The organism is Pedobacter sp. ISL-64 (genome assembly GCF_018613605.1).
Taxonomy (GTDB): Bacteria; Bacteroidota; Bacteroidia; order Sphingobacteriales; family Sphingobacteriaceae; genus Pedobacter.
This window is the reverse complement of the sequence record NZ_JAGGPU010000016.1, coordinates 1-12,296: the sequence shown is the minus strand read 5'-3', so window position 1 is coordinate 12,296 and position 12,296 is coordinate 1. Positions and strand designations below refer to the sequence as shown.

Annotated in this window: 12 protein-coding genes; 8 read left to right on the top strand and 4 right to left on the bottom strand. The window is 38.4% G+C overall.

The features are described from left to right. Positions 1 to 63: 63 nt before the first annotated feature. From J7E57_RS18585 to J7E57_RS18570, 4 genes are all read right to left on the bottom strand, one after another. Entirely contained in the window at positions 64 to 747 is a 684-nt protein-coding gene (locus J7E57_RS18585) for a M15 family metallopeptidase (RefSeq protein WP_215124752.1), read from the bottom strand. A gap of 169 nt (positions 748 to 916) precedes the next feature. Then, positions 917 to 2,143 (bottom strand): alanine dehydrogenase, encoded by a 1,227-nt coding sequence (locus tag J7E57_RS18580; RefSeq protein WP_215124753.1) that lies wholly within the window; start codon positions 2,141 to 2,143, stop codon positions 917 to 919. A 74-nt stretch (positions 2,144 to 2,217) separates the two neighbouring features. Further along, complete coding sequence (gene tsaE, locus J7E57_RS18575) at positions 2,218 to 2,634, bottom strand: tRNA (adenosine(37)-N6)-threonylcarbamoyltransferase complex ATPase subunit type 1 TsaE (RefSeq protein ID WP_215124754.1); 417 nt, start codon at positions 2,632 to 2,634, stop codon at positions 2,218 to 2,220. A 158-nt stretch (positions 2,635 to 2,792) separates the two neighbouring features. Continuing rightward, positions 2,793 to 4,346 carry a PglZ domain-containing protein gene (locus tag J7E57_RS18570; protein WP_215124755.1) on the bottom strand — a complete coding sequence of 518 codons (1,554 nt, stop codon included), beginning with the start codon at positions 4,344 to 4,346 and terminating at the stop codon, positions 2,793 to 2,795. A gap of 111 nt (positions 4,347 to 4,457) precedes the next feature. Here J7E57_RS18570 and J7E57_RS18565 point away from each other — a divergent pair, with 111 nt between their 5' ends. The 8 genes from J7E57_RS18565 (at position 4,458) to efp (J7E57_RS18530) (ending at position 11,939) form a co-directional block, all read left to right on the top strand. Beyond that, on the top strand, positions 4,458 to 5,681 hold the full coding sequence (locus J7E57_RS18565; protein WP_215124756.1) for an HD domain-containing protein: 1,224 nt from the start codon (positions 4,458 to 4,460) through the stop codon (positions 5,679 to 5,681). 122 nt (positions 5,682 to 5,803) lie between these two features. Further along, a complete protein-coding gene (gene lpxD, locus J7E57_RS18560) occupies positions 5,804 to 6,880 on the top strand; it encodes a UDP-3-O-(3-hydroxymyristoyl)glucosamine N-acyltransferase (RefSeq protein ID WP_215124757.1) in 1,077 nt (358 codons plus the stop codon). Then, entirely contained in the window at positions 6,870 to 8,282 is a 1,413-nt protein-coding gene (locus tag J7E57_RS18555) for a bifunctional UDP-3-O-[3-hydroxymyristoyl] N-acetylglucosamine deacetylase/3-hydroxyacyl-ACP dehydratase (protein ID WP_215124758.1), read from the top strand. Before lpxD ends, J7E57_RS18555 begins: the two co-directional genes overlap by 11 nt. Next, positions 8,282 to 9,067 (top strand): acyl-ACP--UDP-N-acetylglucosamine O-acyltransferase, encoded by a 786-nt coding sequence (gene lpxA, locus J7E57_RS18550; RefSeq protein WP_029274294.1) that lies wholly within the window; start codon positions 8,282 to 8,284, stop codon positions 9,065 to 9,067. Before J7E57_RS18555 ends, lpxA begins: the two co-directional genes overlap by 1 nt. A gap of 66 nt (positions 9,068 to 9,133) precedes the next feature. Beyond that, the gene (locus J7E57_RS18545) at positions 9,134 to 9,616 is read left to right on the top strand and encodes a GNAT family N-acetyltransferase (RefSeq protein ID WP_215124759.1); all 483 of its coding nucleotides are present in this window, start codon (positions 9,134 to 9,136) and stop codon (positions 9,614 to 9,616) included. A gap of 5 nt (positions 9,617 to 9,621) precedes the next feature. Further along, positions 9,622 to 10,236 (top strand): ABC transporter ATP-binding protein, encoded by a 615-nt coding sequence (locus J7E57_RS18540; protein WP_215124760.1) that lies wholly within the window; start codon positions 9,622 to 9,624, stop codon positions 10,234 to 10,236. 450 nt (positions 10,237 to 10,686) lie between these two features. Then, positions 10,687 to 11,247, top strand: coding sequence for an elongation factor P (gene efp / locus J7E57_RS18535; protein ID WP_055904075.1), 561 nt, complete (start codon positions 10,687 to 10,689; stop codon positions 11,245 to 11,247). A 131-nt stretch (positions 11,248 to 11,378) separates the two neighbouring features. After that, positions 11,379 to 11,939 (top strand): elongation factor P, encoded by a 561-nt coding sequence (gene efp, locus J7E57_RS18530; protein ID WP_029274299.1) that lies wholly within the window; start codon positions 11,379 to 11,381, stop codon positions 11,937 to 11,939. Positions 11,940 to 12,296 lie beyond the last annotated feature (357 nt).

Genomic DNA, 12,296 nt, shown 5'->3' with positions numbered 1-12,296 from the left:
GACTAATTATGCTAGGATATGCATCCTACCCAATGAACTATTGACGAATGACCGATAAACCGCTTAAAGTTTTTCGAAGGGAATATCCATTAAATCGTACTTTTTCCAACTGGCAAAATCATAGTGCCACCATTCGTTCTCCAGTACATTCATCTGATATTTACCCATTATTGCAATTAAAAAATCGCGGTTCTTTTTAGCCTCTGGCGATACCTTCTCATATTTAGCCGCAGCAGATGCCAAAAAACTGTCGTAAGGTGTCGGCATCGTTATTTCCTTACCTGTTTTTAAATTGATCAATGTTAAATCTACCGCGCAACCTCTGTTGTGTTTAGATCCCTTTGCCGGATTAGCCACAAAGTTTTTATCACTGGCCTTTTTATAAAACTCAATGGTAACAGCATAAGGCCGGTAACCATCGAGTATTTTCAAGCCATAGCCTTTTTTATTTAATTCCTTTTGGATTTTTTTTAATGATTCCACTACTGGTTTTCGGGCAAAAGCCCTTGCCTGTTTATACATTACCTGCTGCATAAAATTATTCTTAGTGGCGTAGCGGATATCTAATTTGATATTGGGAATGGCTTTCTTGATTTCAACCAATTCGTTATTTGGGTCCGTTTTTACCGATGCGAGGTATTGATTATATGAACTCACCACCACCAGTTTTTTTATAGCGGAAGGTTTATTTTGGGCGCTAACAACCACTGAGAGGAAGAAAAATAACGTAAAGAGATTGAGTTTCATATAATTGGTATTTGATATAGGTCATTACCGCTGTTAAGTCAAACGGTTGTCAGTCTGAGCCTGTCGAAGACCCTTACATTTGATAACCAACAAAATGTCCTTCTACATGCTCAGGATGACATTTCGTTGGTTTTATCCGCTAAATTAATAGTCTCGTTACTGCAAAGTTTTATTGATTCGAAACCACCAACAATTCAAGATCCTTAAATGGCAGATTAAACATATCAGCCAGATCTTTATTGGTACAGTTTCCCTGATAAATATATAGCGCTTCGCGGATACCAGGCGTATTCCATACCATATTCATTAGACCTCCAAATTCACCTATATCCAATAAAATTGGGGCAAAAATGTTCGTCAAAGCGTACGATGCTGTTCTTGGCACACGCGAAGCAATATTTGGCACACAATAGTGAATTACATCGTATTTTCTAAATACCGGATTGGTGTGGTTTGTCACTTCAGAAGTTTCAAAACAGCCTCCTTGATCAATGCTTACATCAATTACCACCGAATGTGGTTTCATCCGGGCAACTGTCTCTTCCATTACTATGCATGGACTACGTCCGTGGGTAGCTCGAATGGCGCCTATTACTACATCGCAGGTTACAATAGCCTTATTCAAAACAATAGGTTGCATTACCGAAGTAAATACCCTGCTTCCTAAATTATTCTGCAGGCGGCGTAAGCGGTAAATGGAGCTATCGAAAACTTTAACCTCGGCTCCCAACGCCAAAGCTGTTCTGGCGGCATATTCGCCAACCGTTCCTGCACCCAAAATGACAATTTCAGTTGGAGGAACGCCAGTAAAGCCGCCGAGCATTAAGCCTTTTCCGCCTGTTACATTGCTCAAATATTCCGCAGCAATTAAAATAGAGGTCGAGCCCACTATTTCGCTCATGGCGCGTACTACGCTTAGTACATTACCTTCATCGCGAAGATTCTCAAAACATAATGCGTTAATTTTTTTATGCATCAGCGCTTTCAGATAATCCTGCTTTAGCGTTCCGGTTTGCAACGAAGAAATTAGTGTTTGCCCTTTATGCATCATCTCAATCTCTTCCAACATGGGCGGTGCAATTTTCACCAGGATATCAGCATCGAAAACCTCTTTTTTGTTATAGGCAATTTTAGCCCCCTGCTCAGCATACTCGGTATCAGAAAAATTAGCCCCAATGCCAGCGCCACTTTCCAGAACAACACGGTGCCCATTGTTTACCAATAATGCAACAGATAAAGGGGTTAATGCAATTCTATTTTCCTGGAAAGAAATTTCCTTGGGTATTCCTATATATAGACTGTTTTTTTTATTTCTGGTTTCTAGCTTTGCCTCTTGCGTTTGTAGTAAACCCTGACGAGCTATATCGGCCATTCCTTCGCGTAATCCTGTAGCCATGTTGAATTTAAAATTTTGATAGTTTTAGGTTGTTCAAGATAAGGAAAATCTGTTAATTTATTGATAACTAATTGTTATACCTTCGAAAATCTGAATAATCTGCGGTTTTCATCCAGCACATTTATCTCAATTTTAATATGTTTTTCGGGTAGCAACTCTTCCACTCGTTCAGGCCATTCTATTAAACAAACTCCCCCACCATAAAAATATTCTTCATAGCCCAAATCATAAGCTTCATGAATATCTTTTATTCTATAAAAATCGAAATGGAAAACCGAGCCCTTAGGACTTTCATATTCATTAACAATAGAATAGGTAGGGCTCGAAACCACATCATCAACACCTAAATGTTTACAGAAATTTTTAATGAAGGTTGTTTTCCCAGCACCCATATCACCCTCAAAAATGAAGACTTTTTGGCCACTGGCAAAATCTGAAAGCTGTTGTGCAACAGCAGGTAAATCGGCTAAACTGTTAACTTCGATATCCATTTTAAAAAAATAAAGGCAAAAGTAATACATAATTGCATTGCTTTTGCCTTTTATATATCGTCATTTCGACCGCAGTGGAGAAATCTTTCCCGAATCATCTCGTCAAAGATTTCTCCATTCCGCTGTGCTCCAGTCGAAATGACGAATTTATTTATGTTCTACCTTGGCGAATACGTCACCACTGGAATAATCATTTCCTCGAGTGAAATACCTCCATGCTGGAAGGTTTCGTTATAATAATTGACAAACTGATTGTAATTATTCGGATAAACAAAATAGCTATCTTCTCTTGCAAAAATATAACTGCTGCTAATATTGATTTTTGGCAACAAAGCATCATGAGGGTTTTTAATCAAAAACACTTCTTTTGCATTAAAATTAAGGTTTCTTCCTTGCTTGTATCTTAAATTGGTGTTTGTGCTTCTATCGCCTATTACTTTAACCGGTTTTTTAACACGGATGGTTCCATGATCGGTTGTAATGATCACTTTTACCTTTTTCTGTGAGATTTTTTTCAATAAGTCCCAAAGTGGTGAATGCTCAAACCAAGATAAGGTTAACGAACGGTAAGCAGCATCATCATTGGCCAGCTCGCGGATCATCTGCATATCCGTGCGGGCATGGCTTAACATATCAACAAAGTTGAATACAATGGCGTTGAAATCGTTCTGCAACAAGTTATTGGTCTGATCAACAAGATCTTTCCCCTGCTCAAAAGTGAGTATTTTATTATAACTGAATTTACAATCTTTTCTTAAACTACGTTTAATGTTATCGGCCAGAAAAGCTTCTTCGTGCATGTTTTTTCCACCCTCATCATCATCGTTCTGCCACAGCTGTGGGAAACGTTTCTCCATATCCAAAGGCATCATGCCCGAAAAGATGGCGTTACGGGCATATTGCGTTGCTGTTGGCAAAATGCTGGTGTACATATCTTCTTCATCGATCCTGAAATATTCAGAAATTAGCGGATTAATGATTTTCCACTGATCGTAACGTAAATTATCAATCAGAATAAAAAAGACAGGTGTGGTATCGTTAATATGAGGGAAGGCTTTTTTCTTTAACAGCTCATTAGAAAGCAAGGGGGCTTTATCTTTTTCTTTAATCCAACCTAAATAATGTTCTTCGATAAATTTAGTAAACTGTGTATTGGCCTCCTGTTTCTGCATGGTTAAAATTTCATGCATTTGCGGGTCGTCGAGTTTTTCAAGTTCCAGCTCCCAAAAAACTATTTTTTTATATACATCCACCCACTCTTCATAATTCAGCCTGTCGCCCAGCGTCATACCCAATCGGCGGAAATCCTGTTGATAAGCCATGGAAGTTTTTTCGCTTACCAAACGTTTATTGTCGATTAGTTTTTTAATGGTTAACAAAACCTGCTTAGGGTTTACGGGTTTGATCAGATAATCATCAATTTTGCTACCAATCGCATCCTCCATTAAATTTTCTTCTTCACTTTTGGTAATCAATACAACAGGAACATCGGGGTTTAAATTTTTAATGGCTCCTAAGGTTTCGATCCCACTCATCCCCGGCATATTTTCATCCAGGAAAACCAGGTCAAAATGCGCTTTTCCAAATGCCTCCAACGCGTCGTTTCCATTGGTAAATGTGGTTACATGATAACCCTTATCATTTAACAATAATATATGAGGTTTTAATAAGTCGATTTCATCATCGGCCCATAATATTTTAGTTTCTTGCATGTTTTTGTAAAAATAGGTAAGTATTGCCTTTTAATTTTGGCAGGTAAATCAAACTATAAATAAAAATAGCAATTTTTGTACCGTATCTACCTATTTAACTATTTTTAACGATTGAACAAGAAGAAAATAATAAATGATCCGGTTTACGGTTTCATCAGTATCCCGTCCGAATTAGTTTACGATGTAATCTCACATCCGTATTTCCAACGTTTGCGTTATATTAAACAGCTCGGAATGACGCATTTGGTTTATCCCGGAGCTTTACATACGCGTTTTCACCATGCTTTAGGGGCCATGCATTTAATGAGTTTGGCCATCAACCTTTTAAGAAGCAAAGGACATACGATTACCGATGGCGAAGAAGAAGCAGCCATTTTGGCCATTTTATTGCACGATATCGGCCATGGCCCATTTTCACATGCCTTAGAGCATTCTTTGGTTACCGGAATTAAACATGAGGATATTTCAGCAAAGCTGATGCAGGACCTGAATACACATTTTGATGGTCGTTTAACTCATGCCATTGAGATTTTTAATGGCACCTACCCTAAAAAGTTTCTTCATCAATTAATTTCTGGTCAGTTAGATCTCGATAGAATGGATTATTTAAATCGTGACAGCTTTTTTACGGGCGTTAGCGAAGGTGTAATCAGTTTCGACCGGATTATCAAGATGTTTAACGTGTACGATGATGATCTGGTGATCGAAGAGAAAGGCATTTATTCGATAGAAAAATTTTTAATTGCCCGCAGACTGATGTACTGGCAGGTTTATCTGCACAAAACGGTTATATCGGGCGAGATGATTTTGGTAAAGTTATTAGAGCGTGCAAAAGAATTATCGGCTGCCGGAACCGATTTATTTGCATCACCATCATTAAATTATTTCTTGACAAACGATATTAGCGAGGCTAATTTCTTCTCCCAGCACGAAAATCTCGAACATTTTACCAACCTGGATGATCAGGACATTTATGCTGCAGTTAAGGTTTGGACCACACACCCAGATAAAATTTTGTCTACATTATGTAAAATGCTTACCTCCAGAAATCTTTATAAGGTAGAAATGGGCAACGAAATGGCCAATCTCGACCGCGTAAATTTTTTACAGGATGCGGCTGTTAATTTATTAGAAATCAAACCCGAAGAAGCAAGATATTTTGTTTTTACTGATTCGATTCAAAACCGCGCATATAACGCAGGGGTTGGAAATATCAAGATTTTGATGAAAAATAACGATATTGTTGATATTGCGAAGGCGTCTGATTTGTCTAATCTCGAGTCGCTGCAAAAAACTGTAGAGAAATATATCCTCTGTTACCCCAGAGGGATTTAAGGTTATTTAACAAAATATTTAACTTTTGCTGCCGTTTTAAGTCTTATTATTGTGTAAAATATACACAGTTTAACCCGAGCAGGTTTTTTTGTTCATATCAATTTAACATATACCTTTGTACGATGCAATTTACTGCCACGCAGATAAGTCAGTTTCTAAACGGTTCCATTGATGGTAACCCTGATGTAGCCGTTACCGAACTTTCTAAAATAGAAGACGGAAAGGAAGGCTCTTTGTCTTTTCTTTCGAACCCTAAGTACGAAAACTTTTTGTATTCCACTCAGGCGTCAGTTGTTATCGTATCAAAGGATTTCGCCCCTACGCAACCATATACCAGTACATTAATACGTGTAGAAAATCCATATAGTGCTTTTACAATCTTGTTGGATAAATATAATGAAGCCGTTAATGCCCAGACTGCACAATCTGGAATTGATAAACTTGCATTTGTTCACCCTACAGCAAAAATTGGCAAAAACGTATTTATAGATGCTTTTGCCTATGTAGCCGAAAATGTAGAAATTGGAGATGGCTGTAAAATAAATGCGCAAACCTTTATCGGTGCGAGTTCTAAAGTCGGCGAAAACAGCACCTTTTTCCCTGGTGTAAAAATCTATCACAATTCAATAATCGGCAGCAGGGTTGTTATTCATTCCAATACCGTTATTGGAAGCGATGGTTTTGGTTTTGCCCCGCAAAAAGACGGCACTTACAATAAAATCCCTCAGATTGGAAACGTTATAATCGAAGATGACGTAGAAATTGGCGCAAATACAACTGTAGATCGTGCAACAATGGGATCAACAATTGTAAAAAAAGGTGCAAAAATCGATAACCTGATCCAGATTGCACACAATGTAGAGATTGGCGAGAACACGGTTTTAGCCGCACAGTCGGGCATATCAGGAAGTACAAAAATTGGCCCTAACAGTGTTGTTGGCGGGCAAGTTGGTATAGCCGGGCACTTAACCTTAGCTAAGGGTACTCAGATTGGCGCACAGGCCGGTATCAATTTTAATATTACAGAAGAAAATAAACAATGGCACGGTAGTCCGGCGCAACCATTGCGCAACTGGATGCGTGCCTCAGTAATTTTCAAACATCTTCCAGATGTAGAAAAAAGAATAAATGCGCTCGAAGAGGAATTGAAAAGGCTCACAGCTGAACTGGAAAAGAATACAATACACAATGAACGTTAGACAAAAAACGATTAAACAAGAAATATCAGCATCTGGTGTTGGTTTACACACAGGCGCTAATGTTACTTTAACATTTTGCCCGGCCCCCGAAAATCATGGCTTTAAATTTCAGCGTATTGATTTAGATGGCCACCCGATTATTGAAGCCGATGCAGATAACGTTACCGATACCTCACGAGGTACTACACTTACCCAAAATGGCGCTAGCGTAAGTACCGTAGAACATGTAATGGCATCTTTGATTGGTATGGACCTCGATAACGTACTCATTAAATTAGATGGCCCGGAAACACCAATTATGGACGGGAGTTCTATCCAGTTTGTTGATTTACTGGAAGAAGTAGGTGCAGTTGAGCAAAATGCAGATCGCGAGTATTTCACCATTCCACATAACATTACCTATACCGAAGAAGATAGAAAAGTAGAAATTGTGGCCATGCCGTTAGACGACTATCGTTTTACGTGTATGATCGATTATAACTCTCCTGTTCTGGGTAGCCAGCACGCTGGCATTAACACCATTGCAGAGTTTAAGAAAGAAATTGCTTCTTGCCGTACCTTCTGTTTTTTACATGAATTGGAATACCAGTTATCTCACAATTTAATTAAAGGTGGTGATTTAAATAACGCCATTGTAATTGTAGATAAAGAGGTTACGAAGGATGAATTAAGCCATTTGGCTAAATTATTTAACCGTAAGGACATTGATGTTGCTCCGCAGGGAATTTTGAACAACATGGAATTGCGTTACCAAAATGAGCCTGCCCGTCATAAATTATTAGATATGATTGGCGATTTAGCTTTGGTTGGCATGCATTTAAAAGGCCATATTATGGCTGCCCGCCCAGGCCATGCAGCAAACATTGCTTTTGCTAAAAAAATTAAAGCAGCGATTAAAAAAGAGAAAAACAAAAAAATACAAAAGGTCTACGATCCAAGTGCAAAACCATTATATGACGTTGTTCAGATTATGGATATTTTGCCTCACCGCCAACCATTTTTATTCGTTGATAAAATATTAGAACTTTCTAAAAACCACGTGGTAGGTGTTAAAAACGTAACCATGAACGAAGAGTTTTTTAAAGGTCACTTCCCTGGTGCACCGGTTTTTCCGGGCGTAATTCAAATTGAGGCTATGGCTCAGGTTGGTGGTATTTTAGTGTTAAGTACCGTTCCAGATCCTAGAAATTATTTAACCTATTTCTTAAAAATAGATAACGTACGTTTTAGGGCCCAGGTTCTTCCTGGCGATACTATTGTTTTCCGCTGCGATTTACTTGAACCAATCAGAAGGGGTATTGCCCAGATGAAAGGTGTAGGTATGGTTGGCGAAAAAATCGTTGTCGAAGCCGAAATGATGGCTCAAATTTCAAAAGTTAAACAAGCAGAACCCGCCCAATAATGATACAACCTTTAGCATACATACATCCGCAGGCAAAGATTGCCGAAAACGTGGTAATCGAACCCTTTGTAGTGATACATAAAGACGTTGTAATTGGAGAAGGAACCTGGATCGGATCGAACGTAACCATTATGGATGGCGCACGTATCGGCAAAAACTGCCGTATCTTTCCTGGTGCTGTTATTTCTGGCGAACCACAGGATTTAAAATTTGCAGGTGAGGTTACCACTGCAGAAATTGGCGACAATACGACTATCCGCGAATGCGTAACCATTAACCGTGGTACAAAAGATAAATGGAAAACTACTATCGGTAGCAATTGTTTAATTCAGGCTTACTCACACATCGCGCACGACTGTGAAGTTGGCAACAACTGTATTTTCTCGAACAGCACTACCTTGGCTGGCCACATTACCATTGGAAACAATGTGGTTTTGGCGGGTTTGGTTGCGATACATCAATTTGTTAAAGTGGGTTCTTATGCTTTCGTAACTGGAGGTTCATTGGTACGCAAAGATGTTCCCCCTTATGTAAAAGCAGCTCGTGAGCCACTTTCGTATGCAGGAATTAACTCTGTTGGTTTGCGTAGAAGAGGTTTTACCAACGAGCAGATTGACGAAATCCAAGAGATTTACCGTGTACTTTTTGTAAAACACAATAATGTAACTAAAGCTTTAGACATGATCGAAGCCGAATTTAAACCAACGGAAATCCGTGATGAAATTGTAGATTTTATCCGTAATTCTAACCGTGGTGTAATGAAGGGCTTTGGAATGGGGAGCTAATTAAGGTAGAAGGGTTTAAGGTGGAGGGTAAAACCCATTGCCTTAACCAAACTCAAATAAATATTCATGAGTGATTTAACACTAATCAGAACCGCTTCAGATAATGCCGATTTTAGAACATTGGTCGCATTATTGGATCAGGATTTAGCTGTTAGAGATGGTGACGACCATACTTTTTATGCTCAATTTAACAAGGTTGATACCATTAAGGAGGTTGTTGTAGCTTATCAAAATGGAGCCCCCGTTGGCTGTGGCGCCATAAAGCCTTTTTCAGCAACAGAAGCCGAAGTTAAAAGAATGTTTGTACATCCAGATCATAGAAACCAGGGAATAGCTGCTAAAGTTTTAAATGAATTAGAGAGCCGGGCTGCTGAACTCGGTTTTACTTCATGTGTTTTAGAAACAGGCAAAAAACAGCCGGAAGCCATTGCCCTTTATCAAAAGGTGGGTTATCATATCAGACCTAACTACGGACAATATGTCGGTGTTGATAATAGCGTTTGCATGATAAAAACGATCACCGCCAAACTCCAAACGCCTAGCGCTTAACCCAAATGAATATTACTTTACAAAATGTTGGCAGAAGGTTTAATAAGGAATGGATTTTTAGAAATTTAAGTGCCGAATTCTCCTCTGGCAATAGTTATGCAATATTAGGACCCAATGGCTCTGGCAAATCGACATTATTAAGCGTTTTAACGGGTAGCTTATCTCCTTCGGAAGGAGAAATTTCATTCTCAGACACCAAAGAGATTTCTGTAGAAAATATCTATAAATACATCAGCCTGGCTGCACCGTACCTCGAACTGGTTGAAACATTCACCCTAAAAGAAAGTATTGATTTTCATTTTAAGTTCAAAAATTTTGCTCTGGGACTCGATTCAAAAAAACTGATCACCATACTGGGATTAGAAAAAGCAGCGAACAAAGAAATCAAGTACTTTTCATCGGGAATGAAGCAAAGAACCAAACTAGCTTTGGCATGTTGTACCAATACACCAATTTTATTTTTAGATGAGCCAACGAGCAATTTAGACGTTCAGGGAATAAATTGGTACCGCGAACTGATCGAAAATTTTGGAAAGGACCGCCTAACGATAATTGGCTCCAATCAAATACAGGAATACGATTTTTGCACAAAGCAGATACAAATATCAGATTACAAGTAAGTTACATAGAAAATCCACTCCCTACAAAACGTCTGTTTTGTCATACATTTGTATTAAAAATAAATTTTTTAAAAAACATTTTGTAATTCACAAATTATACTTACCTTTGCACCACCAAAAAGAGAAACAATTATTTAATTTATCTCTTCAAGTAAAAGATCATATTTCCGTATTTCGGAATCAAAATATATAGCCCGCAAAGGCAAAGAGTTTTTCATAGTTTAGTTTGAGGTTTAGGTTGATTATGCCTTTGGAGTGGTTCCCAAAGGCATTTCTTTTATACAGGGATTTTTAAGGATTAACGTCGCTAAAAAAATCATCCGCGTATGCTTTCAGACCAACTAACAAATGACTTTTGAATCAATAATCCACAGATTTTCCTTTCCAAATCATCATTCCTTTTTTTAACTTTGGTGCTCAAAAATTAACAAAACTAGATTTCATTATAAAATGGCAAAGGCATCAGAAGTAAAAAGCGGAAATGTGCTTCGTTTTAACGGAGAGTTGGTAAGTGTAGAAGAGTACATTCACCGTACCCCCGGAAATTTAAGGGCTTTTTATCAGGCCCGCATGCGCAACGTAAAAACCGGAAAAATTGTAGAATACCGTTTCCGGACCGATGAAGAGGTGACCATTTGCCGTGTAGAAACCAACGACTATCAATATCTTTATGAAGACGGCGATTATTTGGTGGTGATGGACAACAATACTTTTGAGCAATACAATATCCCCAAGCTGCTTTTCGGAAACTCCATTAAGTTTTTAAAGGAGGGCATGAATGTAACCATCGCTTTTGAAAGTGACGAACCGATTGTTGCACAACTCCCTAATAGTGTAGAGTTAGAAATTACCTACTCTGAACCCGCTGTAAAAGGCGATACCTCTACCAGTGCACAAAAATATGCCACCGTAGAAACCGGTGCTGAAATTAGAGTGCCTCTATTTATTAACCAAGGAGATAAGGTTAAAGTTGACACCAAAACTGGCGAATATATGGAGCGGGTAAAATAGCATAGTTGAAGGTTTAAATTTCCTTAAACCCTAAGCCTTATACCTTAAACCTTTATAGGTTTTTATCAAAATAATTTTACCTTTGCCGTCACGAAAAACTGAAATATAAATCCAATTTAGGATAACACAATATGGCAAAAGCATCAGAAATTAAAACAGGTAACATTCTTCGCATAAACAACGAGCTGGTTACTGTTGACGAATGGAATCACCGTACACCAGGCAAAGGTGGAGCATTTTACACTGGTAAATTCCGCAACATTAAATCGGGCAGAATTGTTGAAGCACGTATGAATACCGACGAGGCTGTAGAAATCTGCCGCGTTGAAACCAATGATTATCAATATTTATACGAAGAAGGTGATTATCTGGTGGTAATGGACAACAACAACTACGAACAGTTTAACGTTGAGAAATCACTGTTCGGTTCGGCTATTAAATTCTTAAAAGAAGGCATGAACATCATCGTTTCTATGGAGAGTGAAGAAGCAATTATGGCTCAATTGCCAAACTTTGCTGAATTCGAAATTACCTATTCGGAGCCAGCTGTTAAAGGCGATACGTCTACAAACGCATTAAAAGCTGCAACATTAGAAAACGGTGTTGAGGTGAAGGTTCCGATGTTTGTAAACCAAGGAGACAAAATTAAAATCGATACCCGTACCGGCGAGTACGTTGAGCGAGTAAAATAACTTGATTAGAATATATGAAAGCCTCTGAAGTGAATTCTTCAGAGGCTTTTTGGTTTCATAAACCTGTGAGATTTAAACCCATAATGCTAAATAACAGTATCTCTTATATGTACTAAGGCGGTCATTTTTTAGAAAAGCAAGGTTCGTGCGGTTGGGCTACGACAGTCCCGCTCATATCTTTACCTTTATAATCAAATAATCAAAAAGGGAGAAAAACTTGTAGTCCCGCTAGACACGATAATTAATTGATGTTGATGTAAAAGGATAACCCTCCCTTTTTTATTTCTTAAAGTTTGAACAGTACCTATTGACCATTTCGCTGTATTTGGATCATCTATATCATGAGCAAAAACTAAG